At 45.8% G+C, this 25,859-nt stretch carries 27 protein-coding genes; 21 read left to right on the forward strand and 6 right to left on the reverse strand.

The window, feature by feature from the left end; all coding sequences use genetic code 11:
• The first annotated feature begins 15 nt into the window (after nucleotides 1-15).
• The 3 genes from BK126_RS16405 to BK126_RS16415 all read left to right on the forward strand — a co-directional run bounded on the left by BK126_RS16405 (nucleotide 16) and on the right by BK126_RS16415 (nucleotide 2,958).
• Nucleotides 16-915 carry a serine/threonine protein kinase gene (locus BK126_RS16405; RefSeq protein ID WP_076313642.1) on the forward strand — a complete coding sequence of 300 codons (900 nt, stop codon included), beginning with the start codon at nucleotides 16-18 and terminating at the stop codon, nucleotides 913-915.
• A gap of 34 nt (nucleotides 916-949) precedes the next feature.
• The gene (locus BK126_RS16410; protein ID WP_076313643.1) at nucleotides 950-1,876 is read left to right on the forward strand and encodes an AEC family transporter; all 927 of its coding nucleotides are present in this window, start codon (nucleotides 950-952) and stop codon (nucleotides 1,874-1,876) included.
• Between the two features lie 182 nt (nucleotides 1,877-2,058).
• Nucleotides 2,059-2,958 (forward strand): chemotaxis protein, encoded by a 900-nt coding sequence (locus BK126_RS16415; protein WP_305954044.1) that lies wholly within the window; start codon nucleotides 2,059-2,061, stop codon nucleotides 2,956-2,958.
• A gap of 69 nt (nucleotides 2,959-3,027) precedes the next feature.
• On the opposite strand, the gene BK126_RS16420 is transcribed toward BK126_RS16415, so the two are convergent.
• The 4 genes from BK126_RS16420 to BK126_RS16435 all read right to left on the reverse strand — a co-directional run bounded on the left by BK126_RS16420 (nucleotide 3,028) and on the right by BK126_RS16435 (nucleotide 7,225).
• Nucleotides 3,028-4,347: an MFS transporter gene (locus tag BK126_RS16420; RefSeq protein ID WP_445321889.1), complete on the reverse strand. Its 1,320-nt coding sequence runs from the start codon at nucleotides 4,345-4,347 to the stop codon at nucleotides 3,028-3,030.
• Between the two features lie 161 nt (nucleotides 4,348-4,508).
• Complete coding sequence (tatC, locus tag BK126_RS16425; RefSeq protein ID WP_076313645.1) at nucleotides 4,509-5,249, reverse strand: twin-arginine translocase subunit TatC; 741 nt, start codon at nucleotides 5,247-5,249, stop codon at nucleotides 4,509-4,511.
• Nucleotides 5,246-5,485 (reverse strand): twin-arginine translocase TatA/TatE family subunit, encoded by a 240-nt coding sequence (gene tatA / locus BK126_RS16430; RefSeq protein WP_076313646.1) that lies wholly within the window; start codon nucleotides 5,483-5,485, stop codon nucleotides 5,246-5,248. Before tatA ends, tatC begins: the two co-directional genes overlap by 4 nt.
• Before the next feature lie 63 nt (nucleotides 5,486-5,548).
• Entirely contained in the window at nucleotides 5,549-7,225 is a 1,677-nt protein-coding gene (locus BK126_RS16435; protein ID WP_256209680.1) for a PhoX family protein, read from the reverse strand.
• A 384-nt stretch (nucleotides 7,226-7,609) separates the two neighbouring features.
• Here BK126_RS16435 and BK126_RS16440 point away from each other — a divergent pair, with 384 nt between their 5' ends.
• From BK126_RS16440 to BK126_RS16510, 16 genes are all read left to right on the forward strand, one after another.
• Nucleotides 7,610-7,933: a DUF3870 domain-containing protein gene (locus BK126_RS16440; protein ID WP_076313647.1), complete on the forward strand. Its 324-nt coding sequence runs from the start codon at nucleotides 7,610-7,612 to the stop codon at nucleotides 7,931-7,933.
• 222 nt (nucleotides 7,934-8,155) lie between these two features.
• The gene (locus tag BK126_RS16445; RefSeq protein ID WP_076313648.1) at nucleotides 8,156-8,980 is read left to right on the forward strand and encodes a M55 family metallopeptidase; all 825 of its coding nucleotides are present in this window, start codon (nucleotides 8,156-8,158) and stop codon (nucleotides 8,978-8,980) included.
• Nucleotides 8,981-8,995: 15 nt separating this feature from the next.
• Nucleotides 8,996-9,928 carry an ABC transporter permease gene (locus BK126_RS16450; protein WP_076313649.1) on the forward strand — a complete coding sequence of 311 codons (933 nt, stop codon included), beginning with the start codon at nucleotides 8,996-8,998 and terminating at the stop codon, nucleotides 9,926-9,928.
• A 3-nt stretch (nucleotides 9,929-9,931) separates the two neighbouring features.
• Entirely contained in the window at nucleotides 9,932-10,858 is a 927-nt protein-coding gene (locus BK126_RS16455) for an ABC transporter permease (protein ID WP_076313650.1), read from the forward strand.
• Between the two features lie 6 nt (nucleotides 10,859-10,864).
• Nucleotides 10,865-11,941, forward strand: coding sequence for an ABC transporter ATP-binding protein (locus BK126_RS16460; RefSeq protein ID WP_076313651.1), 1,077 nt, complete (start codon nucleotides 10,865-10,867; stop codon nucleotides 11,939-11,941).
• 104 nt (nucleotides 11,942-12,045) lie between these two features.
• Nucleotides 12,046-13,671 (forward strand): peptide ABC transporter substrate-binding protein, encoded by a 1,626-nt coding sequence (locus BK126_RS16465; protein ID WP_076313652.1) that lies wholly within the window; start codon nucleotides 12,046-12,048, stop codon nucleotides 13,669-13,671.
• Between the two features lie 104 nt (nucleotides 13,672-13,775).
• Nucleotides 13,776-14,699 carry a S66 peptidase family protein gene (locus BK126_RS16470; protein ID WP_076313653.1) on the forward strand — a complete coding sequence of 308 codons (924 nt, stop codon included), beginning with the start codon at nucleotides 13,776-13,778 and terminating at the stop codon, nucleotides 14,697-14,699.
• 70 nt (nucleotides 14,700-14,769) lie between these two features.
• Complete coding sequence (locus tag BK126_RS16475) at nucleotides 14,770-15,873, forward strand: dipeptide epimerase (RefSeq protein ID WP_076313654.1); 1,104 nt, start codon at nucleotides 14,770-14,772, stop codon at nucleotides 15,871-15,873.
• The gene (locus BK126_RS29845) at nucleotides 15,870-17,012 is read left to right on the forward strand and encodes a C40 family peptidase (protein WP_076313655.1); all 1,143 of its coding nucleotides are present in this window, start codon (nucleotides 15,870-15,872) and stop codon (nucleotides 17,010-17,012) included. Before BK126_RS16475 ends, BK126_RS29845 begins: the two co-directional genes overlap by 4 nt.
• A gap of 127 nt (nucleotides 17,013-17,139) precedes the next feature.
• Nucleotides 17,140-18,180: a DUF1835 domain-containing protein gene (locus tag BK126_RS16485; protein ID WP_076313656.1), complete on the forward strand. Its 1,041-nt coding sequence runs from the start codon at nucleotides 17,140-17,142 to the stop codon at nucleotides 18,178-18,180.
• A 58-nt stretch (nucleotides 18,181-18,238) separates the two neighbouring features.
• On the forward strand, nucleotides 18,239-19,111 hold the full coding sequence (locus BK126_RS16490; RefSeq protein WP_076313657.1) for a DUF1835 domain-containing protein: 873 nt from the start codon (nucleotides 18,239-18,241) through the stop codon (nucleotides 19,109-19,111).
• A 114-nt stretch (nucleotides 19,112-19,225) separates the two neighbouring features.
• Complete coding sequence (locus BK126_RS16495; RefSeq protein ID WP_076313658.1) at nucleotides 19,226-19,504, forward strand: YkgJ family cysteine cluster protein; 279 nt, start codon at nucleotides 19,226-19,228, stop codon at nucleotides 19,502-19,504.
• A 137-nt stretch (nucleotides 19,505-19,641) separates the two neighbouring features.
• Nucleotides 19,642-19,788, forward strand: a complete 147-nt coding sequence (locus BK126_RS29460) for a hypothetical protein (RefSeq protein WP_179085557.1) — start codon at nucleotides 19,642-19,644, stop codon at nucleotides 19,786-19,788.
• 200 nt (nucleotides 19,789-19,988) lie between these two features.
• Entirely contained in the window at nucleotides 19,989-20,369 is a 381-nt protein-coding gene (locus tag BK126_RS16500) for a GntR family transcriptional regulator (protein WP_076313659.1), read from the forward strand.
• A complete protein-coding gene (locus BK126_RS16505) occupies nucleotides 20,366-21,235 on the forward strand; it encodes an ATP-binding cassette domain-containing protein (RefSeq protein WP_076313660.1) in 870 nt (289 codons plus the stop codon). The genes BK126_RS16500 and BK126_RS16505 overlap by 4 nt, the downstream gene beginning before the upstream one ends.
• Nucleotides 21,232-21,984, forward strand: coding sequence for a hypothetical protein (locus BK126_RS16510; protein WP_076313661.1), 753 nt, complete (start codon nucleotides 21,232-21,234; stop codon nucleotides 21,982-21,984). Before BK126_RS16505 ends, BK126_RS16510 begins: the two co-directional genes overlap by 4 nt.
• 93 nt (nucleotides 21,985-22,077) lie before the next feature.
• Here BK126_RS16510 and BK126_RS16515 read toward each other — a convergent pair whose 3' ends face one another.
• Entirely contained in the window at nucleotides 22,078-22,854 is a 777-nt protein-coding gene (locus BK126_RS16515; RefSeq protein WP_076313662.1) for a sporulation protein, read from the reverse strand.
• A gap of 235 nt (nucleotides 22,855-23,089) precedes the next feature.
• On the opposite strand from BK126_RS16515, the gene BK126_RS16520 reads away from it, so the two are divergent.
• Nucleotides 23,090-23,434, forward strand: a complete 345-nt coding sequence (locus BK126_RS16520) for a YojF family protein (RefSeq protein ID WP_076314085.1) — start codon at nucleotides 23,090-23,092, stop codon at nucleotides 23,432-23,434.
• A gap of 15 nt (nucleotides 23,435-23,449) precedes the next feature.
• Nucleotides 23,450-24,100 (forward strand): bacillithiol biosynthesis deacetylase BshB2, encoded by a 651-nt coding sequence (gene bshB2, locus BK126_RS16525; protein ID WP_076313663.1) that lies wholly within the window; start codon nucleotides 23,450-23,452, stop codon nucleotides 24,098-24,100.
• A gap of 74 nt (nucleotides 24,101-24,174) precedes the next feature.
• Here bshB2 and hflX read toward each other — a convergent pair whose 3' ends face one another.
• Nucleotides 24,175-25,446, reverse strand: coding sequence for a GTPase HflX (gene hflX, locus BK126_RS16530; protein WP_076313664.1), 1,272 nt, complete (start codon nucleotides 25,444-25,446; stop codon nucleotides 24,175-24,177).
• Between the last annotated feature and the right edge of the window lie 413 nt (nucleotides 25,447-25,859).

A 25,859-nucleotide genomic window follows, 5' to 3' on the forward strand; every position in this document is an offset into this window, starting at 1 on the left:
GAGAATCGTTGATTTATGCGTTTTTTTTCATTCCTGAGCTCATTCTTATCCGCGTGGCGGGATTATCCTGCAGAAATAAATACGGTGCTTGGGGATCGTTATGTCAATTTGCAGCTGCTTGGTGAAGGAAGCTATGGCATGACTTACAAATGCTTGGATCAGAAGAGTGGAGCGGTCGTTGCTCTTAAGCAGTCGAGGCCCAGTAAAGGGGAATATGCAGAACATTTGCTTAGAAGAGAAAAGAATATACTTCAGGCGCTCGGTCATCCGCAAATTCCTGAACTGCTGGATTTTTTTGTTGAAGACAAGCATACCTATCTTGTCATGACTTATTTGGAGGGAGATACACTCGAGGATCTGATCTTTGAGCAGGGCTGCATATATGATGAAGCCTCTTGTATTGAGATGACACTGAAGCTGCTGGATGTAGTCCAGTATATTCATAAGAAGGGATATGTTCATCTGGATTTGCGAATTCCGAATGTGCTTTTTCAAGAGGAGAGGCTCTCTGTAATTGATTTTGGTCTGGCAAGACAGATCGGTGAAGAACCTCCGCTAGGGTACCAGAGGAATCGAAAGGGCCTGATAACATCCAAAAAGATGAGGAAGACAAGGAGGCCAGAGACGGCTAAGCCTCCGAAGTCTGCCCGCAGTGCCAATGGAGCGCAGTTCAAGCTGGCAGAGGAGCAATCCGATCTTGCAGATATTGGACATTTTATGCTGTTCATGCTGTATTCGACCTATGAATCTGAGGATGGCGCCGATACCGAGCGGAGCTGGCAGGAGGAGCTGTCCATTTCGTCTGAGTTACAGGAGGTCATTGAGCGGCTGCTTGAGCTGAAGGAGCCTTATTCAAGTACAGATGAGTTCTATCATGATTTGCATGTTTTGAAACAAAATCATTCCTCTAAGTAGAGGAAGTCTTCTTCTATAGAAAGGAAATTACATCATGGCCTTATTTTTAAACATTTTGCTAAACAACGTTATTCCCTTATTTCTTGTTATTGCTGTGGGCTTTATTGTACGACGTACGAGAGGACTTGATGTCAAAACCTTATCCAACATTAACTTTTACATCCTGTCCCCGGCTGTAGTGTTTAATCTTTTATATACGACAGACATTACCATGTCTCTGTTTGGGCAGGTGATCGGCTTCTTCTTTATTTTCATGCTGCTGCAATATGTCGTATGTTCTGTCGTGATCAAAATTCGCAAGCTGGAGGGTGGAATGCCTGCAGCACTGCGAAACAGTGTCCTGTTCGCCAACAGCGCAAATTATGGGCTGCCGATTAACCAGCTTGCCTTCTCGGGCAACCCGCTGACGCTTGGAGTGCAGGTCATTATTCTTATGCTTCAATCATTTATACCCAATACATATGGAATTTACAGCGTCAATGCGCACCGTGCCAAGCTGAAGGATATTTGGAGAACCATCGCCGGACAGCCTGTAATCTACGCGATTCCCGCAGCGCTTCTGTTGAGGTTCCTTGAAGTACCTCTTCCGAATAGCATCCAGACGCCGCTGAATTATTTATATACTGCCTTTATCGGTATGGCATTACTTACGCTCGGTGTACAGCTCGGAGCGATGAAATGGACTTTTGCGAAAAAGGGCAGCACGAATGTAGCCATATCTGTGTTCTTAAGACTCATTGCCGGTCCGCTTCTCGCCGCACTAACCGTATGGACGATGGGGATTGAGGGGCTGGTTGCCAAGGCCTTGATCGTTTCGTCTGCGGTACCGACATCACTCAGCAGCATGATTCTTGCTGTACAGTTTGATAATGAACCGGAATTTTCTTCGCAAACGGTCTTTTTTTCGACACTCTTGAGTACGCTGACAGTAACGGGAACGATCGCAGTGCTGCAAATTTAAGCCAGACTCGAACTGGAAAATAAGACTTATGACTAATGGTCGATTGAATCTCCATCGTATACAATAAGGGAACATACATACCCATATCTCCATGAGTATTCACTTCAGGATTGTTCATCATTCGGTTTTATGAAGCTCGTGAATGTGTAGCTCTATTGTCTGATTAATGATGGAGGGAGAGGGTGAAGGTGCAGAAGATTGCGGTCATTGTGGTGCATGGACTCGGGCTTCAGAAGAAGGAATATGCCGAGAAGTTCATGAAGAAGCTGGACAAAACCTTCTCAGATATAATGCAGGTGCCTTCCGCCAGGCCATATATTGAAGTAGAGCCTGTATATTGGGCGGATGTATTCGGTAAGGAGGAGGAACGGATCTATCAGGAGCTGGTGTTAAGTAAAAAGCTTCGCTACAAGTTTTTGCGTCGTTATCTGATCTATTACTTGGCGGATGCTGTCGCTTATCAGCCAGTAGATACGAACGGGCATAATTACGATGCGGTGCACCAGGCGATCAGTAATGCACTGCACAGCTTATCCCAAAGAGCAGGGAAGAAGGCGCCTTTATGTGTTGTGTCCCACAGTCTGGGCAGTGTCATTGCGAGTAACTTTTTCTACGATTTGCAGTACAAGTCGAGGCACTTTCCTGGAGTAATCGATACGACTTCTCCCTTGGAGAGAGGAGATACTTTGACGCATTTTTATTCTTTGGGTACAACACTTCCGCTATGGAGTCTGAGATACCGTGATTTTAGCAAGCCGATTGTGGTGCCTTCAAGGGAAGGACAAGAGATTTACCCTGGTCTTCAAGGGGAGTGGGTTAACTTTTTTGACAAGGATGATATTTTGGGGTATCCGCTTCGCAATATTGATCCTGCCTATGAGAAGGCAGTAAAGCAGGACATTGATACGAATGTGGGTAATCCGCTGAGCTTCTGGAACCCTTTCTGTCATAGTGGATATATGAAGAGCCGCAAGGTGGTTAGGCACATTTCTGAGAAGCTTGCAGAAACATATACGTTCATTAATCAAGGTCAGGACTCGAGGAAGCGCAGTTCTCTAACAATAGGACAAAAAAAGAAATAATACAGAAGCGATTTGCTGGACGGATTGATTGTAGATTCGTTTATAGCAAATCGCTTTTTTTTAATTCGTTCATATGGAGGAGGCTTTGTGCCCACCAGAAGACTCCTTCTTATGGGTTTGTTTTTTCCGAAACACCATATAGAACCAGGTAGAAGCCAAGACATATAAAATTCCTGTGATCGTGAAGGTGATGGCATAGCCCTGATAGCTGCCGTAGGTTGTAACGAGATAGGATTGGACAGGTCCCATGGTAGCCCAGCCGATCATAAAGGCAGTCTGCATGAGTGAGTTCGCAATACCTCGTCTTCGATCTGACACATGGTCAATTAATATCGATGAAAAGATTGGATTGGCTGCATTCATGAGCGCTTGTCTAAATAAGAAGCTGACGGAAGCAATGAGCACAGAATAAGTGAAGCCGGTCAGCAGCAGGAAAGGCAGAGACATCGTTTGGAATATGAAAACGGCTCGCACGGGTCCTACCCGATTGACAAGAGAAGGTCCAATCATCATCGAGATGATGGTCATCACTTGGCCTAAAGATATCAGGGCGCTCATCAAGCTGAGACTGATATGAAACCGGTCCGTAAAATACAAATTTAAATAAGGAACGACGAGGCCTGAACCAATGCCGATCAGCAGCTGTGTCATCACAAAGTGCTTAATAATTCGAAAGTCCGATTTGGACTGCTCTGCTGCCGTGTTGGAATGTACACTTGTGTTCATATTCGATTCAGAAACGGTGCTCGAGCGAATAGCAGATACAGGGTTATGTATGACGGGTGAGTCTTTTACTAGAAATAACGGAAGCGTCCCAAGAAATGTAGCTATGCCGCCCAGGAGCAGAACAATCTGTAAGCTGGAAATGCTATGAATCCCAATAAACCCAAGCACATCAGCAAGTACCCCGCCGCCGAAGCTGCCGATGACCTGGGCTGCCAGCACGAGGGAAGCGTGAATGCTAAACAGCCGAAGTCGATTATGCTCAGAGACATTGGCCGCTAGAAAAGGGATCGCGAGCACTTGAAAGAAGGAAGCAAATAATCCTGAAGATACAGCCAGCCATAATAGGTGGGGTTCACCTATAGCAAAGGCCCGTCCAATGAAGGTTAGTCCGCTAAAGAGTGCTCCAATAACGAGAATCGGCTTCTTGCTTATACGGTCCCCGAGCAGACCTATGGGGATGAACATGATTGCCGTGGCAATGGATTGCACGCTGATAATGGTGCCGTTCATCGTTGCATCGTAGCCCAGATCTTGTATGTACAAATTGTAGAGCACGGAGAACATGCCTCCGCCCATTTGATATAGGATGTTTGCAAGAAAAAAAAGCTGGATATTGCGGGGCCAGCTTCTGATTTCCGCTTTCCATTTTTGCCAGATACTCAAGATGTCTTCTCCTCCTGTCCTCATCTATTAAGCCTCTATGCAGAGCTGTTTGTCAAGATAAGGATGATAAAACAAAAACAGCCCTGAGCATGCTCCACCCGGGAATGAAGGAGCATGCTCAGGGCTGTTGGTGATGTAACCTGAAAAGCGGAACGGTCAGCTTACGCGGCCAGGCTCGTCTCAGACTGAGACCGAAGCTGCTTGCGGTAGACCATTCTTGAGATCGTCAGACTTACTTCATAGAGTAAAAATAAAGGGATAATGACAAGAATATCGGACATGATATCCGGCGGTGTGATCGTGACGGCAACGACGACGAGAATAAAATAGGATACCTTGCGTGCCTTCGCGAGCTTGGCCGGATTTAATATTCCGAGCTTGGTCAGGAACATGACAACGACAGGCATTTCAAACAATAGTCCAAACGGGACCGTCATGTGAATCATAAACGTGAAGTATTTCTGTGCGGTATACATCGTCTCAAACGAATCAGCTGCCATTTCATTCAGAAAATGAAGCACCATCGGGAACAAAATGAAATAACCGAAGGAAATGCCGAGAATGAACATTAGAGTAAGTACGGGAATAAAGATCAGCGTAGACCGCTGAGCAGCAGTCGGTACAGCAGGCTGAACGAATTTCCATATTTGATAAGCAGCCACAGGAATCGTTAATGTAACAGCAACCACACCTGCGATCATGAAGTACACCCACATGACATCTGAAGGACCAAGAATGATCAGCTTGCGCTCCATATCCGAGACGAGAATATCATAGATGTCCTTCACAAAGATAAAGGCGATGACCATCCAGAGCAGGAAGGTGACGAGCGTCCGAATGAGCCGGCTTCGCAGCTCATCCAGATGCCCAATCATATTTAATTCGTTTGGATTGTTACTCATTGTGACTTCGTTCCGGAACTGCTAACCGAAGCAGAAGTGCCAGCTTCGGAATGTTTTTTCTTCTCATCCTCATCGTTGTCCCCGCCCATGAGTCCACGGGTGGCTCCCTTGAACTCACTGAGTGTCCGGCCAAAGGCCCGTCCAAGCTCAGGCAGCTTCGATGGGCCAAATATGATAAGTGCGATAATAAGAATCAGAATGAGTCCGCCGATTCCGATATTTCCGATGCCAGGCATAATATCATCTCCTGTTGAATGTTAGATTACAATATGATCGAAGAAAAAGCTTATCGTCGAAACTTACAGTCCGAGCTTGAATCCGCTAATTGCCGCAACGCCACAGCGGGCCTTCTTATCTCCCTTACGGTGAGGCCATGTGCTTGTTGGGTTGTTCAGGTCTGTAGTCATTTCGCCGGGATGCTGTACAGAGATAAACAGTGTTTGTTCATCTGGTGTAAAGTATGGACCGGTCAGCTCCGAATCCTTAGGGCCAGATGCGAATTGCAGTGCTTGTCCCTGGCTCTTGCCGCTTGTAGGGATGACGAACAAACCGTTGTTCATGAACGATTTATATACGCCCTTGTTGTGACTGCTGGTGGAAATGTCAGTTACGACCCACAAGTTGCCATTCGAATCGAACGCAAGGTTATCTGGGGAACTGAAGCCGGATTGTCTGCCGCCGGCAGCAAAGATTTCAAAGTTGAATTCAAGAGATCCGAGATCATCGTTGTTTTCAAAAATACGTGTAATATGACCGTGGATATTGCCATGAATATCGTTATTCGTGTGGCAGATAAAGACGGTGCTGTCGAAAGGCGAAATTTCAATATCCTCCGGACGATCGGTTGGAGTGCCGCCAACAATTAGAGCAGCTTGATTGCAATATGTAACGACATCCGCTTGGGAAGTGAACTTTTTCAGCAGCTCTTCCTTCGTACCCGTTACGCCATAAGGATTCTTATAGCTGTCGGAGGAGAGAACCTCCTTCACGGCCTCAATCGTAACAGGAGCCCATTTACCTGATTTGAGATTGGCAACATATAGTGTGCCTTCTTCAAGCAAGGCAGAATTGGAACGGCCGATGGCTTTGTTGTATTTCCCTTTGCTAATAAATTTGTATACGCAGGCATCCTTCTTGTCATCGCCCATGTATACAACAACACGTCCGTCCTTGGCAATACCCATTGCCGTATTCTCGTGATTGAATCGACCCAGAGCAGTATGCTTTTTGCGGAAAGAGGCTTCAAAAGGATCGATCTCCACGACCCAGCCATAGTGGGTCTCTGGCAGCTTTGCTTGTCCGGCAAGCTCTTCAAAATTTTCCTCACAGGACAGCACCGTATTCCATAATGTGACCCCGCCGGAGCAGTTGGCAAATGTACCCTGTGCTTTGGTTGCATTTCCAATTGTTGCGGAGCCTTTGGCAGGACCTGTGATGTCGAAGGAGGTGAAGCCTGTGATACGGCGTGCATATTTTGAAGTCGGATCAAGCTTCCATACCCCTTGCTCATCCCGGTACACTTCAGTTACGGACATCCCTTGGTAATAGAGGCTTTGCTCGATTTGTTTCTTGGTCGGACCGCTGTCCGCTACAGGACCGATTGCAAAGATGTTGGTGTATTCATGATTCGTAACAAGGAGTCCTCGCGTATTCGAGCCTTCAATGGGGAAAAATGCGTTGTAATCTGCACCCTGCCCAAATTTTTCTCCTGCTGGGTTAATAATATCGTCGAAGGCGGCTACAACGTCATACTTAAAGTTCTTTGGCAATACGAGCTCGTCTTCCATAGTAGGCTCAATTGGATCAAAGAAGCCTGTAACTTTGTTCGTGTTAAATCCGAAGAGGTGGTTCGCACTCGAAGCTGCGGAGGCTTTGCCGTCAAGTGTACCAAGACCAGCAGAAGCGGCAGCAAGTGCAGCAGCACCTGTACCTAGATAGGATAGAAAGGTTTTGCGATCGATCGTTTTTTCGCTCAAAAGAACACACTCCTTGTCATTTATCAGTCGGATTTTGCCAAATCCTCATGTAAACAAGCATAAGTGTAGTTTGTAAATTCTAAATCATCCCAGTGCAATTGAAATGTAAAATTAACAGATTTGAATGGATGATTTCCAGCTGTTATATAACATACAACTGACATGTTCTAAGCTTGAATGAAGAGGGGGAAGGAGACCATTGATCATAATTTTACATAGCTGAAACAAATTCACAAAGGTTATTTACAAATAAGTGAGTTTGTTGTTAGAATAAATTACACAATTCATCTTCAGTTGTCTAATCAAGTCGCAGGAGCTCGGGACAGGACTCATTTGCATCCTTGATTAACCCTTAAACTGAAGCTGATCCAGGAGGACAAGCCATTGGACTATAATACGGATACGATATATATCGTGGGCGACGCACAGACCTCGGTCAATAATCCGATTACTCAGCAGTTCAGTGCTTTTTTTATCGGTCTGGTGATTGATACGACGAATGATAAGATTGTAGATGCCGGATGCTCTTCGACCATTCCGCTCACCTCGGCCTTTGTCAGAACCCTGTTTGTCGGGAAGACGATGCATGATCTCGATTCGATCAGCGAGCAGGTTCGTTCGAGATATCACGGGTCTTCTCAGAAGGCGATTATTGTCGCCTATAAGGATGCACAGAAGAAATATCGTTCAATTGTTAACCATAATTAAATATAGAGATAGGCTGCTTTATTTATTCGCATGTACCGGCTGTGTCATCTTTACAGGCCTTGCGTACAGCACATCGTAAATGAAATCCAGCAAATCATAATCGGGGTCAGACATGTTCTCATGCTAGGAGCAGCTGCCCATGTTATGGTTTGCTGTTTTTTTATATTCAAGTAAGACCTTAACGTCAGAATTAAAATTACGACTAATAGGGGGCCAATCAGCATGAAACTGTACATTTCGATAGATATGGAAGGTGTCACGGGTCTTGTGGATGACACTTTTGTCGATTCTGCGAAGCGGAACTACAACCGGGGGCAGCGGATTATGACGGCTGAAGCCAATCATGTGATCGAAACGTCGTTTGGTGAAGGAATTCATGAGGTTGTGGTTAATGACAGCCATTCCAAAATGAATAATTTAATTATTGAGGAGCTGTATCCAAGAGCTCAGTTAATATCTGGAGATGTGAAGCCCTACTCCATGATGCAGGGTCTCGATTCCAGCTATGGGGGTGCTGTTTTTCTAGGCTATCATTCCAGAGCGGCACGTCCGGGAGTGCTGAGTCACTCGATGATCTTCGGTATTCGTAATATGTACATTAATGATGTGGCCGTAGGAGAGCTTGGCTTCAACGCTTATGTCGCAGGACATCATGGCGTTCCAATCCTGCTTGTGGCAGGGGATGATGAGACTGCCGCGGAAGCCGAGGAGCTGATACCACATGTCACAACGGCCATCGTGAAAAAACAAATCTCACGCACGTCAGCCCTGTGCTTGACACCCGCCCAGAGCGGTGAACTCCTGCGGGAGAAGACGATTCAGGCCATAGCGAACAAAGAGCGGGTTCATCCGCTGACTCCACCAGAGAAGCCGCTACTAACATTAGAGTTTGCCAATTATGGTCAAGCAGAGTGGGCCCATCTCATGCCCAAAACCCGGATGGAACGTTATTCCCCGGTGGTATCCTATCAGGCAGACGACATCCTCGAAGCCTACCAAGCCATGCTTGTGATGACTGAGCTTGCAATGAGAACTGCATTTTGCTGATAAAGGAGCCCTGTCATGGCACAATATATTCTTCGGAAATTCATATCGATGGTCGTCACGTTATGGCTGATTATCACAATTACCTTCCTATTGATGCATTCGATTCCAGGGTCACCGTTTGATCGTGACGGCAAGGAAGCGAATGCCAATGTCATTCAGAACATGATGTCCTTCTATCATCTGGATGAGCCTCTTTACATTCAATACTTTGAATATATGAAATCTCTTCTCACCCTAGATCTCGGACCTTCGATATCTCATTATCCCGACAGCGTGAACAGTATGATTGAACGCGGATTTCCCGTTTCATTTCAGCTGGGCATAGTCGCCATATGCATCTCCATTCTCATCGGCATCCTTCTGGGAACCATTGCTGCTCTGCAAAAAAACGGGATCATTGACCATATCGCCATGATTCTTGCCGTAATTGGTGTTGCCATTCCAAGCTTTGTGCTTGCCCCGCTGCTTATCAAATATATTGCGGTTGAACTGAAGCTTCTGCCGGTAGCCACATGGGGAACCTGGAAGCACATGGTATTGCCTGCTCTGGCTCTAGCGGCAGGACCGATTGCGACAATCGCAAGGTTAACTCGTGCAAACCTCATTGAGGTACTCACTCAAGATTACATGGATACCGCTAGATCCAAAGGCCTTCCACCCCTCGTCATCGTCGTGAAGCATGGTCTGCGCAATGCAGTACTTCCGGTGATTACACTGCTTGGCGTGCTGCTGGCTAATGTGCTGACAGGAAGCTTTGTCATTGAGAAGATCTTTGCCATACCGGGTATGGGAAAATACTTTGTTGATGGCATTAACAACCGGGATTATTCCGTCATTATGGGAACGACTGTATTCTATAGTGCTTTGCTCATTATGATGATGTTCCTGGTTGATATTTTGTACGGCTTGATTGATCCGCGTATCAAACTTCATAAGAAAGGGGCCTAGGTTATGCAAGCATCCAACGTACCTGATCATCTATTTGTACCCATGAAGCGTGAAGCTGGAGAGGCTGAGGCGATCGTTAGACCCCGCATTCCCGCATGGAAAAGGGCATGGATACTGCTGTACAAGAACAAGCTTGCGTTTGCAGGACTTATTGTCATTATTCTTCTTGGTATTCTCGCTGTGTTCGGTCCTCTTATAGCTGAACACGGCTATGCAGAGCAGAACTTGGTGAATGCCAATCAGCAGCCCTCTGCGGCCCATTGGTTTGGGACGGACGATCTCGGACGTGATGTATTTGCCCGTATTATATACGGGGCGCAGATTTCGCTCGGCGTTGGTGTGATTGCGGCTGTTATTGATTTTGTAATCGGCGTTATCTACGGAGGGATTGCCGGATACTTCGGCGGAAGAATCGATAATGTCATGATGCGGTTTGTAGATATTTTGTACGGAATACCCTATTTGCTCATCGTTATTCTGCTTATGGTCGCCATGGGTCCCGGGCTGCTTACAATTATCGTGGCACTAACTGCGACGGGATGGATTGGAATGGCGCGCATCGTGCGTGGACAGGTTCTGCAGTTGAAATCATCTGAATATACGCTTGCTGCCAGAGCACTGGGGGCAGGATCGTGGAACATTATTCGAAGACATTTGCTGCCTAATGCATTCGGCGTCATTATTGTGCAGGTTACATTCTCGGTTCCGTCGGCCATATTCTCAGAAGCGTTCCTCAGCTTTCTCGGTCTTGGTATACAGGCGCCGCTTGCAAGCTGGGGGACGATGGCCAATGACGGGATGTCTACGATTTTGTCCGGATATTGGTGGCGCTTGCTCTTCCCATCCTTATTTATCTCTTTGACGATGCTGGCATTTAATTTGCTGGGTGACGGTCTCCATCAGATATTCGATCCGAAACAGAGGAGGTAACACAAGATGGCAACGAGGAATGATGGGGCAGATCCGCTGCTCGAAGTCCATAACCTGCATGTTTCGTTTGCTACATACGGCGGGAGTGTACAGGCTGTGCGAGGCGTTGATTTAACCCTCTATAAAGGAGAAACGCTGGCGATTGTAGGGGAGTCTGGAAGCGGCAAGAGTGTGACCGCGAGAAGCATCATGCGTCTCTTACCCAAGCAAACAGCTACGATTAATAAGGGCAGCATTAAGTATAAAAATACGGAGCTCGTCAGCATGAGCGAGAAACAGATACGAAAGCTTCGCGGAAGCGAACTCACGATGATCTTTCAGGATGCGATGACGGCACTAAATCCCACAATCTCGATTGGCGAGCAGCTGATGGAAGGAATCAGGCATCATCAGAAGCTGTCCAGAGGAGAGGCGAAGAAACGCGCTATGGATATGTTACAGCTCATCGGTATTAAAGATCCGGAGGCGCGGATGAAACAGTATCTGCATGAATTCAGCGGCGGGATGAGACAACGGGTCATGATTGCGATCGCTGCCATAGGGAATCCTTCCATTCTTATTGCAGATGAGCCCACAACAGCACTTGATGTAACGATCCAGGCACAAATATTGGACTTGTTTAAAATGCTGCAGGCAGAAACCGGTGTATCCATTATCATGATTACTCATGATTTGGGAGTTGTTGCTAATTTAGCCCACCGTGTTTGTGTCATGTATGCAGGTAAGATTGTGGAATCCGGTACGGTAAGGCAGATCTTCTATAATCCAAAGCATCCGTACACGCAAGGACTGCTTGCATCCATGCCCCGTGTAGACGGTGATCGCAGCAAGCCGCTTATATCCATACCCGGAACCCCGCCGGATTTATTTTCTCCACCCAAAGGCTGTCCATATACTGCCCGTTGTCCATATGTAATGGAAGTGTGCGATTCTTATGATCCGCCGTCAGTCAGCATGGACGGAGCGCCTGAACATACAGCCGCCTGCTGGCTGCTCGACGAACGCTCCAAGGGTGTGTTTCCGAAGAAATCTGTACCTACACCAAAAGTGCTTGAACCGGCGATTCGTTCTTCTATTAGTTGAGCGAATAATAGACACATATATTGCCGGAATTCGAATCAATTTCAATATGAAACAGCTATGAAATTGATTCCATACACATTCATAAACTTAAGGGGGAGTAATCAATGAAGAAACATCGGTCCATGCTGTTGTCGTGCTGTATTGTGATCCTGTGTCTTGTGCTGGCGGCTTGTGGAGGAGAGGGTAGTGGAGCAGACGGAGACGCTGCTGATGCGAACAGTAAGATTCTGCTCGTTAATAATGGTAAGGAGCCGACGTCTCTTGATCCGCCTGTTGGTTTTGATCAGGTCTCAAATGATGTGTTGAATAATTTCATGGAAGGTTTGACCCGTCTTCAGGAAGACCACACCCCAGGTCCAGGAGTAGCCAGTGAGTGGACAGTTACAGAAGATGAGAAGCAGTATACGTTCACATTGCGGGAGGATGCGAAGTGGTCTAACGGTGACCCGGTTACGGCTTCGGATTTTGAATTTGCATTCAAACGCATGCTGGATCCAAATCTTGGCGCTGCATCGGCAACGCTCGCCTATGTTATTGAAGGAGCTGAAGCGTATAACTCGGGAGAAGGAACTGTAGATGACGTACAGGTTACAGCAGTAGATGAACATACCCTCGAAATAAAGCTGAACAAGCCCGCTCCCTGGTTTCTCGGTATGATGTCGAACCCTGCATTCTTCCCCGTACATAAGGCAACCGTTGAAGGAAATGCGCAGTGGGCAGCGGAGGCTTCTTCCATTCTAAGCAACGGACCGTTCAAATTGACGGAATGGAAGCATGATGCTGAGATTCAAATGGTGAAAAATGATCAATATTGGGATGCTGAAAATGTTCAGCTGGATGGCATTACGATGAAGATGGTAGATGATTCGACGACAGCTTATCAGCTGTATGAGAGTGGAGAATTGCATATTACGGGAACCCTGCCGCCGGATGTAATTCAATCTCTGATCGACGAAGGTAAAGCAACAATTGAGGATTCAGCAGGAACGTACTTCTATCGTTTTAATACTACGATGGAACCTTTCACAAATGCGAAGATCCGTAAAGCCTTTACCTTGGCTGTAGACAGACAGCAGATTGTAGATCTGGTGATCAAGCAGAAGCATAAGCCGGCAACCGGGCTGGTCTCCTATGGCCTGCTCGAAGGTGAGAACGGAGGGGACTTCCGTGAACAGGGCGGCGAGCTGGTAAAGTTTGATATTGAAGAAGCGAAACGTCTTCTAAGCGAAGGGATGGAGGAAGAAGGATATGATACGCTTCCGTCCGTTACTTTATCCTACAACACGAATGATCTTCATCAGAAAATTGCGGAAACAATGCAGGCCATGATTAAAACGAATCTAGGTATTGATATCACACTGGCGAGCAAGGAGAGCAAGGTGCTGACCGATGAGCAGAAGAGTCTTCAGTTCCAAATGTCAAGAAGCTCATGGCTCCCTGACTTTGCTGACCCGATTAACTTCCTCGACATATTTGTATCCGGTAGTCCTAATAACCGGACAGGCTGGAGCAATAGTGAGTATGACCAGCTGATAGAAGCTGCTTACAGCGAGCCGGATGTAGAGAAACGATTTACGTATTTGCATGAAGCAGAGAGCATACTTATGGAAGAGATGCCGATCATGCCGATGTATTTCTATAATTCCGTGTACTTGCAGAAGGATCATTTAACTGGGGTGCTGAGGCATGCATACGGATATATTGATTACAAGTACGCAGAGTTACAATAAGCAAAGACTTCATACATGCTAATGCTTGCAGGTTCTCCCGGTGATCGAACCAGATCACTGGGAGTTCCTTTCTATACGTGCCCGAGAGGAGTTGAGCGAAGGAGATGAATACAGAGTTTAATACGATATATCCTGATCCATTACGTATGGGGGATAAGGTCGGAATTATGGCTCCGGCAAGTCCGGGGGACAGTGCTCGTATAACGAAGGCAGCCGATCACCTGCTCCGTCTTGGCTTACAGGTTCAATTTGGCAAGACAGTCTACAACGAATACGGATATTTAGCCGGAACGGATGAAGACAGAGCTCAGGAACTGAATGACATGTTCGCCAATCCAGAGATTAAAGCGATTGTATGCGCCAGAGGCGGATATGGAACGGCAAGAATGTCAGATCTGCTGGATTATGAGCTTATTGGGCGTCATCCGAAATTTTTCTGGGGCTACAGTGATATTACATTCCTGCATAACGCCATTTTTCAGCGTACGGGTCTAATCACATTTCATGGACCTATGCTGACCTGTCTGGCCGCTGATTCCGTTGATCCACTTACCCTACAAGGCTTTGATATATTGTTCGGTAAGGATATACCACCCTATACAGAGGCAATTTCTCCACTTGAGGTTCTCTTGCCTGGAACGGCAGAAGGAGTTATCGTCGGCGGCAATCTCTCGCTGCTTGTGACGACACTTGGCACTCCTTACGAGATAAATACGGAAGGCAGGCTTCTCTTGATCGAGGATATTGGCGAAGAGCCTTATCGCATAGACCGCATGCTGAATCAGCTTCTTCAAGCAGGCAAGCTGACGGAAGCAGCGGGTATCATCGTTGGTGATTTTCATCATTGTGATCCAGTTAAGCGAGAAATGTCCCTATCACTGGAAGAGGTAATACAGCATTATATTACGAAGGCGGGCAGACCCGCCATGGGTGGGTTTCGAATCGGCCACTGTTCCCCGAATATCGCCATTCCTTTAGGGCTTCCTGCACAGCTGGATACAAGTCGCAAGCTGCTCCAGTTCGGGTAGGTGTTGAATGAATTGTTTTTGTGGGATTTGGGATAGATCCTGGCTTAAAATATCAAGGAGGTACATTAAAGTGCGAATACAGAATATTGAGGTCATGCGCAAATATACGCCATTAATCAAGCCTTTTAAAACCGCATTACGAACTGTTACGCAAAGTGAATCCATATTGGTTCGAATGACAGCCAGTGATGGACGAATTGGATGGGGTGAAGCACCGGCTACCGTTGTAATAACAGGAGACAGTCTTGACAGTATTGAGTCAGCTGTACTTCATACCCTGGGGCCTGCTATTCAGGGCAGAAGCCTGCTTGCTTACGAGCAGCTATTACAGACAATACATACGGTCATGGTCGGCTCGAGCAGCGCCAAAGCGGCAGTGGATATGGCGATTTACGATTTGCTCGCACAGTACAGCGGTATGCCTCTATATCAATTCCTTGGTGGATATCGGGACCGGATTGAGACGGATTTTACAGTAAGTGTGGGAACGATGGCAGAAATGGCAGATGATGCGGAGCGCTGTGTAGCTGAGGGCTTCAATGTGCTGAAGATTAAAGTGGGGAAAGATCCGATCGAAGAGGACATTGCCAGAATTCAAGAAATTCGCAGCCGTGTCGGTAACGAGATAGGGATCAGGCTGGATGCCAATCAAGGCTGGCAGGTAAAGGAAGCGATTCGTTGTATCCGCAAGCTGGAGGATCTGAACCTGAATATTGAACTGGTGGAACAGCCCGTGAGAGCGGGTGATCTGACAGGGCTCAAGACCGTAACAGACGCTGTGGATACGCTCATTATGGCTGACGAAAGTGTATTCACTCCAAGTCAGGCGCTTGAAGTGCTTCAACATCGAGCTGCCGATTTGATCAACATTAAGCTGATGAAAGCCGGGGGGATCTACAAGGCTCAAATGATTAATCAGCTTGCCGAAGAATACGGTGTAGAGTGTATGGTGGGAAGCATGATTGAATCCAAAGTAGCGGTAACCGCGGCCGCCCATTTTGCAGCCAGCAAGAAAAACATAACAAGATTTGATTTTGACGCGCCGCTAATGATGGATGGCAGAGATATAAACGGCGGTGTTGTTTATGACGGCAGGATTATCCGATTTACGGATGCAGCTGGACTCGGAATTCATGATGTACGCATTCAAGAAGGAATGGGGGTAACCGGATGAAACCTTTTGAATACAGGCCCGGACTGAAAAACATGACAGTGAGTGTTCCGGTTGCTGCGGTATGGACCACACCGGAGTCCCCGCGGGCAATGGATGTGAGCGTGCTGCACAATCCAATGGATATGAGAGGCTGGATTGGCAGTCTGACTACGGGTGAACGGCTGGATTTGTGCATATCCAATCGCATCCAAACCCAGGTTCTATATGCCGAGGAGGTAGTAGTCTTAGAGGTGAGAGATGGATGGGCGAACATCCGCATACCTAACCAAGCGACAAAGAAGGATCCGCTCGGATATCCGGGCTGGGTTCCTTATATTCAGCTCACGGAATGGAGCCGTGACGTTGCACATGACAGCGGAGTACGATTAAATGCACAGGTGCAAATCAATTCATATGAGCAGAAGAGCGCTCAGGAGCACATTAAAGTTCAAGAGCACATGAATGCTCAAGTGCAGAATACCAATCAAGAGCAAATGAATACTCCTCTGGGGAATAACGTCCAAGAGCAAATGAATACTGTGGTTAATACTCGTATGCATGCTCAAGTTCAAAATAAGCGGGTTCAAGTTCGTGCTAAATTTGCCAGGATGGCGTTATTATCAGAAAAGGCAGGAGTATCTTACTTGGAACTCAGCTATTTAACAAGGCTTCCATTAATGGAAGTGAGAGATACAGAGGTTTATGTTCATTCTCCTCATGGAGTAGGTGTACTCAACAAAACGGATGTTACTATCTTAGAACACTGTATTGGAACAGGCTTAGACATAGGGAGCCGCATTGCGGCAGAAGCAAGTCGATTTCTGGACCTGGCGTATTTGTGGGGGGGGCTGTCCTCATATGGCTATGATTGTTCGGGTTTTGCATATAGTATGTATGCGTCTCAAGGAATTACCATTCCGCGGGATGCTTCAGATCAGGCTCTAGCAGGAACAGAAGCAGCGAGTAATCAGCTGCGTCCGGGAGACCTGCTTTTTTTTGCATATGAAGAAGGAAAAGGCCGCATTCATCACGTAGGTATATATATAGGAGACGGGAAAATGATTCATTCTCCGGATTCGAAGAGCTGTATTGAGGTGGTGGAATTAACAAGTTACAAATTGATTAAAGAGCATTGCGCATCCAGAAGATACTATGACTAGCCGGTATTTCAACCATGTGATTCTATAGTACTTTATGATTTATACAACATTTTATCATCTAACCATTTTACAACTATAGAAATGGGGACTTACAATTAGGGTTAATTATAATAATGAAATTAACGAGATGGATCACTATAGATTAAAGCAATTTGTAGATTGGGTGCTGCAACAAAGCGATTGTTCAATCGGAGATTCAGGCTCGGAGAGCGAAGAACTGGGCCGTAGAATTAAGGAAATGTGGCGTGGATCTTTACAAGAATCTCGAATCGAGAAATTAACTCAAGAAGATACTCCTAGAATCTATATAACTTCTAATTTATCCACTGCAGGTAAGCTAAAGGTCTCCTTGTCGAAGGCAGGGCAACGGCAGGAATCCATAGTATACAGCTTGGAAGATTTCTATGCGGTTGGACCGTTGCGCCATATTGACCAGCAGCAATATGAAACAGAACGTTACATGTGGATGATGAATCATATGGGCTATGATCATTATTATAGTAACGGACTACATCATATTGCAGCAATGAAGCCGATTCTAGAGAATATTCCGGATCATAAATTGATTACGATATGGGCAGGAAGCAATGCACATGACTATACATTTTCACGTTTAGTTTTGCATTTGCTTCGTGGAGTCAAGGCAGAAATCCGGATCTTAAATCCTGAAGAAGAGTATAAGCGTCTACTTGCGCTAAATCTTTTACCCGTTGTTGATAAAGAATTGGACCACACGGTCTTACATCAGCTCCAAACGGAAGATGTCTCTCAGCTCATACAGAGAATTCAGGGGAATTTGTTATCAGAAGAGGATAGAGCACGATATGCCAGTGAATGGCGGGATATTTCAGGCCGCAGTGAAATGCTGCGCGTATTAATAGAAGGTAAACTGCTGTTTTTGGCGGAAGATGCCTACGATTCTGTAATCATGGAAGTCATTCACGAACAATGTAACCTTCTTCATAGGGTGGAGGATAAATATATTCATAACGAGGAATATGTGTCAGCAGGACTATTGATTGATCCTATACTTGAGCGTTATCCTGAATTAATGAGTGCCCATCTGATATCATATCGTTTTCGATCATTAATAGCGAATAAGAAGCTTGAATTTGTTGGTGTTCCTAATGAGACTCACCAGTATTATCTGAAGCCTGCGAAGGTATAACATTCGTCGTACCGGGAATGGCTGAATTACATCCCTATTTTAGAAAGAGGTGGCATACATGACGGAGCAGCATGTTCATTTAATGTTTGGGATGTCAGAGCAGGGAGTCATGAAAGCTGCATTACATAAAGCGGAAATTCGTCATTCACACAAATTACTCTCGTTTAATGACTGGTTTGCATATGGACCACTGTCTGGCATCGATCTTACGGATGGAGAGAGCAGTCGTATATCGTGGATGTCCCAGCGATTGTCCAATTATGACAAACTGTATACGTACAATCCCGAGCATCAGATAGGAACGGTCATCAGAGCAATCAAGGCGATTCCGGAAGGCAGCAGAATTACGATCTGGCATGGAGATCATGCACATGATCAGATCGGTTTGCGGTTTGCGGTTTATTTGCTACAAGATCGGGAAGTACAGATCGTATTAAACAATGCTGCTGAGGAATTCCAAACGCTATTTTTAAGTGAAGTTAGTGACAAAGAGGCTCAGAATAAGATGCCTGTTCTATTACCCGTTAATCTAGCCCAGCTTAAAAAGGAACATTTTATTCCAATGCTGGGTCGGTTGGAACAGAAGGCTTCACTAAGTGATGAACAAAGAATCCAGCTTACCAACGAATGGCAAGATCTCTCTCTAAAGGATCTACCGCTCCGACTATGGGAGAACAATCAGTTTAAATGCAGCGATGAGAACGCACTGGATGATATCATTGATGAGGTTGTGACAGAGCTGGGTTTACAATTTGATGATCACTACGTTCCTGCTTCCAGGGTTGTGGCTGAGGTGCTTGTTAAGCTTCATCGCTATTATTTGCGCAAAGACTTCTTGGAATTTAGACTGCGATCACTGATTGAAACCAAGAAGCTGCAGTTCAAGGGAGCACCCGGACAGCTGCATCGTTATAGTGTAAAGACAGGCTAGATTCAGGTTCTTCAAGTTCTATAAAACAGGCAGTTATAATGCGCTATGTCTTTCGCATAAGCTAGTACAAATAAGCCTTGGCTTGCGAACTGGCTATAATGAGAGGTGTAGAAGATGGAATGTAGAACCGGTTGTGGGGCATGCTGTATCGTGGTGTCCATATCATCTCCGATTCCAGGGATGCCTGAAGGTAAACCCGCCGGCGTAAGATGCGTTCAGCTGACAGAGGACAACAAATGCAGGCTGTTTGGCCTTCCCGAAAGACCCAAAGTATGCAGCAGACTAAAGGCTGAACCGACGATGTGCGGTGATACGAATGATGAGGCCTTCAGCACGCTGACGGAATGGGAGAGATGGACTGCACCAGCTCCCAAAATGACAAGAACAAGCTGATATAAGAGGCGGAGAACGATCCATAACACACGTGATTACGTTGCAACCGTCCTTGGTTATTACCGAGGACGGTTGCTTTTTTGTACGTCCAGAGGGGAACACTGGACCCTAACAAACACTCCGAGTGGAATTTTTGGATGACGAACGACTTTCGCGGAGCGACCGGAGAGAGACAGCCAAAAATGGAACGTTTGACTTTCGTGGAGCGACCGGAGAGAGACAGCCAAAAATGGAAAGAGCCTGGTAAGGCTGAGCAGCTTCCTGCCTCATTTCTGATTAGCTGATAAGTGAATCGATCTCTCAACGAATATGACATGAGAAAAAGGCTGGATAAAGAGGACTGGACTCTTTTTCAGTCTTTTTTGTATTTAGGCAAATCAGGTGTCAATTCAACTTGACTTGTCATAAATATGTGATATGGTTATATACATGACTATATAACCATATATCGAACGACGGATGGTGAACAGGTGGTGAGCGTAAATTGAGTAGAGGATTAACGGATAACAAACCTATTTTTCAGCAAATCAAGGAAAAGATCGAAGACCAGATCGTGAACGGTGAGATTAAAGAACACGAACAAATTCCATCAACCAATCAACTCGTGCAGTTCTATAAGATTAACCATCTTACCGTTTCGAAAGGGATCAATCTTATGGTCGATGAAGAGATTATTTATAAAAAGAGAGGTGTAGGCATGTTTGTCGCGGAAGGGGCAAGAGAGAAGCTGCTTGAAGGGCGTAAAGGTGCTTTTGCGGATCAATACATCCTGCCGATGCTGCAGGAAGCAGAGAAGCTCGGAATGACAGATCAGGAGCTCATTAAGTTAATTGAACAACGAAGAGCAAGGGGGACGAATTCATGATCATTGAGATGAATCAGCTCGGTCTGAAATATGGGAAGCATGTAGCGCTCGATAATTTATCCCTAAGTTTGGACAGTGGCAAAATATATGGGCTGCTGGGGAGAAACGGTGCGGGTAAGACCACCTTATTAACCATACTCGCATCGTTTAGACGCCAGACACAAGGTACTCTTCGTATTGATGGAGAGAACGCTTATGAAAATGCCAAAATTATGCGTCATGTGGCTTTTGTGTACGAGATGGATTACTCGGCTGAGACGGAAAAAGTAAAAGGAATGCTGGAATCGGCTGAACGCTACAGACCCTACTTCGATATGGATTATGCCTTGTATTTAGCGAAACGCTTTAAGCTTCCACTGAATAAGGCGATGAGCAGTCTATCCAAGGGGATGCAGTCTGCCGTTAACGTAACGATTGGACTTGCGGCTCGAGCTCCCGTTACTTTATTTGATGAAGCTTATCTAGGAATGGACGCACCGACTAGAGAGCTGTTCTATAAGGAGCTGCTGGAGGATCATGCGAACCATCCTCGGACGATTATCATGTCTACACATCTGGTATCTGAAATGGATTATTTGTTCGAAGAAGTCATAATCATCAACAAAGGACAGCTTGTACTCAAAGAGACTTCAGATGAGATCTTGTCTCGAGGAGCTACTGTCACAGGAGCAGCTTCCACCGTCGATGCATTTACGAAGGGGATGAAAGTGCTGAATGTACAGCAGTTAGGCGGTACGAAATCAGCAGTCATCTATGGGGAGTTATCACAGGAGCAGCGCCTAACTGCTCAGCAATTGGGGCTTGAATTAGGGAATGTCCCGCTGCAGGATTTATTCATTCAATTAACGGAGGAGGAAGAATCATGATGGAAATGAAACCTTTTGAGAACAGCAAGAAGATCGCGTTCGATCTGTTTTATGTCCAGCTGGTTTGGACCCTGTGGTTTGTTTCATTTTTGTTTCTGTTTCAGTTTTTGATACTTCTGCTTCCGGATTTCATCAAGCTGAACGTTTCTGAAATGGAATCACCAGCCTCCATGTATTTTATGAATTTTGGACTTACTGCATCTAAGACCTACATGCTCGTAATCGGAATTATATCCTCTTATGCTTTCCTGAAGCACTATATTCATCAAGGGGTAACTAGGAAGGATTATTTTGTAGGTTCTACAATAGCTGTCATTCTTCTATCCATCCTTCTCCCGATCCTCATGTGGATTCTTTCAGGTGTTCAGTACTTGATATTGGGATGGGCTGGAATACCCCGTCAAGAATCCGTTGTTATTGGATATGAGATGTTTAGCTTGATGCCGTTTATAATATTTACATTGCAGTTTCTAGTTTATTATTTAGCAGGATGGATGGTCTCTATGAGCTTCTATCGCTTTGGCTTCTTCGGCGGGTTGCTATCGATACCCGTAGGACTCGCTGGTCTAATCCTCCTTGATATGGTGTGGGGCGGCGGTGATGCAGTGGAGCTGCTGTCTGACTGGCTTCCAATCTATCCTATAGAGCCCACGACGACAACGGCGATGCTTACTTCATTGGTCCTTGCTGCTGTGTTTATCCTCCTCCACCGATTGATATCCCGAAACATCGTTATCAAAATAAAGTAGCGCGTGTAACAAGAATGCTTTTACCATCATACGACGAAAAGAACGCTGGTTCTCTCACTCGAAGTGAGAATAAACCAGCGTTCTTTGTATAAGTTATCTGGATTGATCATGAATAACACGCTCAATCTGACGAGCAATATGCTCTGTGCCTTGGGCAATGTCCGACCGGTCGAAGTATAGTCTGACATGACGCTCATCCAAATCGAAAGCCTGTTCGAAAAATCCTCCAAGTCCGCGTGCTCTGCGGTCAACCTCTACTAGCACATGTACGCCGTCATGATCCAGATTCATCATGAGCTCAAGCTCTTTAACGCGTCCAGAGAAGGAACTGCTCGGGTAATATTCAAACTCTTGTACAAAAGGAACACCGCGGCCTAGTTTAGACGCATGCTCACAGGATGAAGTTTTGTATCGGAATCCGAGATATTCTACGGCTTCAAAAATAGCAGACATATAATGATGTGGCTCGACTTGAATTGAATCATGGTCTTTGGGATCAATAGCCATCTCAATATCAAGACCTGTACTCAGCCAAACCGGCTGACGATTATATGTTACCGGTGTTTCAAGCGGCAGTGGGAAGGAGAATGGAATCTCCAGCTGCTCGTTACTCTCAATCCGAAGGTTCTTCGATACGTTGAATTTGGCAAGTGTATAGTTATATTCTACTTTCCGATCATCCTGTTCACGAATGTAGCGTGTCATCAGCTGAATATATATTTTCTCGATTTCTTGTTCAACACTGCCACCTTTTATGCGAACCACACCTTTCACCGTTTCACCGGGTACATAAGATGTTTTTTCTAATAGCGTGTCAATTTCTGCAGCCCCAATTCCGACTTTGGCCAGCATTTTATTAAAGAACGACATAGAATAAGCAGCCTCCTTATAAATTCATACATTACTCTTCCATATACGCAGCATAAGTCAGACTAGTTTCGTTGAGATGGAATAAATTTATAATGAATCATTTTATTTTCGCTTTTTTTTAAGCTATACTGCTATAAGAGCCTGTTAACGAATAAGGAGTATCGTGAAGGCTAGGAGAAGTCATACCTGTGATCTGCAAATGCTCACGGATGGCAGGAGTAACGGAGGAATTGTTATGCAGCTAATAAATATAGCCATGGTGCAGGAGCAGCTTGACCGGTACGCGAACGAAGATTTGTATCTTCATATGGAAATGACGATGGGTGCCTATGCAGCCCATAATGATAGCTCGAAGCATCCAGCCGCAAATTTCATCAAGAACGTGCCGGTGAGATACAGCAAAGGAACCATTGTTGGTGATACCTACTATAGAGTTGGCTTGAAGACACAAGAAGGCTGGGTTTATACAGAAGGTTTGACGCATTGGGAAGAAAATGAAGAAGGACGCATTCTGCTGGCAGGCCATGACAAAGAAGGTCGATTGATCGTATCTTTGCTGCTCAGTAGAACGTTGTTTTAAGGAAGTGGGGTTCTTATGACGCAAAATATATTAGTAGTACTTCCGCATCCGGATGACGAATCTTTCGGAATGTCAGGAACACTGGCCAAATTTGCAAGCGAAGGAGCACAGGTTACATATGCCTGTCTTACTCTGGGCGAAATGGCGCGGAATATGGGGAATCCTCCAATAGCGAACCGTGTCACGCTGCCCGAAATTCGCAAAGAAGAGCTGAAGCAATCCTGTAGAGCGATCGGAATTCAAGATTTACGGATGCTTGGCTTCCATGACAAAACGATTGAGTTCGAAGACCGTGATCTGCTGGATGGAGCGATTTCTGCACTGATTGAAGAATTGAATCCTTCGATTGTATTTACATTTTATCCAGGCTACAGTGTACATCCAGATCATGATGCAACGGGTGCAGCGGTTGTCAGAGTAGTTGAAGCAATGGATCGGGAGCGAAGACCTGTTGTGCAATGCCTGGCGTTCTCGAACGGTCACAAGGAAGCTATCGGTGAACCGGATGTATTCTATGACATTCAGAAATTTAAGCTCAATAAGGTACAGTCCATCGCAGCACACAGCTCACAGTTCCGTATCTTATCAGGTGAGTCGCTTCTCAAGGACAAGCAATTTGCAGAGCGGCTGATGACGGAATACTTCTGGACTTACCCACTAAAATAACAGATGCATTATACGGATAATAAAGATAATAGCCAATCCCTTCGTTACAAGGGGTTGGCTATTTTTTTATCTTCTTATTCTGCTTGCAGATGGCTCCATTTCTTCACTTCAACAGGCGAAGCCTCTATGGTCAGCTTCGTGCCATCCTCTTCATAATGAATCGTCTCGACATTCGCATGCTCATGGAAATAGGAGAGAAGATGTCCTTGGTCATATGGAATGTTTAGTGCCACTCGCTCATAATGCCCAAACAGCTGCTGCTTGATAGCAGCTTCCAGCTGATCCAGTCCTTGACCTGTTTTGGCCGATACAAAGACAGCTGGCTTCCGAACCTGGATCTCGTTCATTAATTCGCTGCTGAGATCGATTTTGTTATAAACATAGACAACCGGAATTTTATCGGCACCCAGCTCCTTCAACGTTTGATTGGTCACTTCAATCAGCTGCTCGGCATCGGGATTGCTCGCATCTACAACGTGCAGAAGCAGATCGGATTCAAGCACCTCTTCCAGTGTTGAACGAAAGGCTTTGACGAGATGATGCGGAAGCTTGCTTACAAATCCAACCGTATCGGTCAGCAGAAATCTCTTTCGATCCGGGAGCGAGATTTGTCTGACCGAGGTCTGCAAGGTGGCAAAGAGCATATCCTTGGCCAGTACAGCCTTCTCATTTGCAGCATCGTATCTATCAAGCATGGCATTCATGAGACTGGACTTGCCTGTATTCGTATAGCCGACCAGACTCACTACCGGCATTTCGGTCTTTTGGCGTCGTCTGCGCTGGGTTTGACGCTGGGATACGAGCAGCTCCAGTTCACGGTTCAGCTCTGTAATCTTCTCTTCAATCCGTCTTTGGCTTAGCTCCAGCTTGGTTTCTCCTGAGCCTCTGTTCTTGGTACCGACCCCGCCGCGTTGTCTCCCTGAGGAAGAACTGATTCCAGACAATCTAGGTAGTACGTATTGAAGTCTTGCCAGCTCTACCTGGAGCTGGGATTCTCTTGATCTTGCACGCTCCGCAAAAATATTCAGGATCAGTGTTGTCCGGTCCAGGACAGCGGCATCCAGTTTCTTCTCGAGGTTACGAACCTGAGAAGGAGAGAGTTCATCATTAAAGATCACAATGGTAGTCTCCAGCATCTTCAGCAGATTAGAGAGCTCCTCAATCTTCCCGCTGCCTATATAGTGTGCTGGGTGAATACGTTCTGCCTTTTGTGTGAGCACGGCTGCGAGCTCAATGTCGCAGGCGTTGGCGAGATTGCCAAGCTCCTCCATGGAGTGTTCAAAATCCTCTTGGCTGTTCATTTGTAGTCCTACAATTACTGCTTTATCTTTAAATGGTTGTGTCATACCATCGTCCTCCTTATGATTACACCTGAAATATAAAAAAACACAGGCTAAACCTTCTGCCTGTGTACAGGTTCAAGAGAACTCGGAGTTACTACGGGAGTACAGCCCGGTAAGGGACTAGATCTGTGAACAAGCATTAAACATCTGAAATAGCCAGTGCTTAACTGCGATTTCCACAGCATCCTATACCGCATGGGTCCTAAAATCACACCGCACGCACAATAGGCATGGTTACATGGTTAAGGACACACCCGTTTATTTGTATAACAAAAGAGGCCAGGGATCTCACTCCTGTCCTCTTCGTCTATCTTCTGTGAAATACCAGCATATGGATAGATCGAATCCGAGTTCTCTGCCTTACACATAAGTGCAGAGTCTTTGCCTATTTAGTTAAGGGCAAAAGAAAATCTAAC

Origin of the sequence: Paenibacillus sp. FSL H7-0326 (assembly GCF_001955535.1) — a bacterium.
Taxonomy (GTDB): Bacteria; Bacillota; Bacilli; order Paenibacillales; family Paenibacillaceae; genus Paenibacillus; species Paenibacillus shunpengii.

Bases quoted from the DNA above. Each gene is read 5' to 3' on its own strand.
- hflX (WP_076313664.1), bottom strand. From the start codon at position 25,446: ATGACACAACCATTTAAAGATAAAGCAGTAATTGTAGGACTACAAATG.
- BK126_RS29845 (WP_076313655.1), top strand. From the start codon at position 15,870: ATGAAACCTTTTGAATACAGGCCCGGACTGAAAAACATGACAGTGAGT.
- tatC (WP_076313645.1), bottom strand. From the start codon at position 5,249: ATGAGTAACAATCCAAACGAATTAAATATGATTGGGCATCTGGATGAG.
- BK126_RS16505 (WP_076313660.1), top strand. From the start codon at position 20,366: ATGATCATTGAGATGAATCAGCTCGGTCTGAAATATGGGAAGCATGTA.
- BK126_RS16495 (WP_076313658.1), top strand. From the start codon at position 19,226: ATGGAATGTAGAACCGGTTGTGGGGCATGCTGTATCGTGGTGTCCATA.
- BK126_RS16490 (WP_076313657.1), top strand. From the start codon at position 18,239: ATGACGGAGCAGCATGTTCATTTAATGTTTGGGATGTCAGAGCAGGGA.
- BK126_RS29460 (WP_179085557.1), top strand. From the start codon at position 19,642: ATGACGAACGACTTTCGCGGAGCGACCGGAGAGAGACAGCCAAAAATG.
- BK126_RS16470 (WP_076313653.1), top strand. From the start codon at position 13,776: ATGAATACAGAGTTTAATACGATATATCCTGATCCATTACGTATGGGG.
- BK126_RS16450 (WP_076313649.1), top strand. From the start codon at position 8,996: ATGGCACAATATATTCTTCGGAAATTCATATCGATGGTCGTCACGTTA.
- bshB2 (WP_076313663.1), top strand. From the start codon at position 23,450: ATGACGCAAAATATATTAGTAGTACTTCCGCATCCGGATGACGAATCT.
- BK126_RS16405 (WP_076313642.1), top strand. From the start codon at position 16: ATGCGTTTTTTTTCATTCCTGAGCTCATTCTTATCCGCGTGGCGGGAT.
- BK126_RS16460 (WP_076313651.1), top strand. From the start codon at position 10,865: ATGGCAACGAGGAATGATGGGGCAGATCCGCTGCTCGAAGTCCATAAC.
- BK126_RS16515 (WP_076313662.1), bottom strand. From the start codon at position 22,854: ATGTCGTTCTTTAATAAAATGCTGGCCAAAGTCGGAATTGGGGCTGCA.
- tatA (WP_076313646.1), bottom strand. From the start codon at position 5,485: ATGCCTGGCATCGGAAATATCGGAATCGGCGGACTCATTCTGATTCTT.
- BK126_RS16485 (WP_076313656.1), top strand. From the start codon at position 17,140: ATGGATCACTATAGATTAAAGCAATTTGTAGATTGGGTGCTGCAACAA.
- BK126_RS16445 (WP_076313648.1), top strand. From the start codon at position 8,156: ATGAAACTGTACATTTCGATAGATATGGAAGGTGTCACGGGTCTTGTG.
- BK126_RS16410 (WP_076313643.1), top strand. From the start codon at position 950: ATGGCCTTATTTTTAAACATTTTGCTAAACAACGTTATTCCCTTATTT.
- BK126_RS16510 (WP_076313661.1), top strand. From the start codon at position 21,232: ATGATGGAAATGAAACCTTTTGAGAACAGCAAGAAGATCGCGTTCGAT.
- BK126_RS16455 (WP_076313650.1), top strand. From the start codon at position 9,932: ATGCAAGCATCCAACGTACCTGATCATCTATTTGTACCCATGAAGCGT.
- BK126_RS16520 (WP_076314085.1), top strand. From the start codon at position 23,090: ATGCAGCTAATAAATATAGCCATGGTGCAGGAGCAGCTTGACCGGTAC.
- BK126_RS16465 (WP_076313652.1), top strand. From the start codon at position 12,046: ATGAAGAAACATCGGTCCATGCTGTTGTCGTGCTGTATTGTGATCCTG.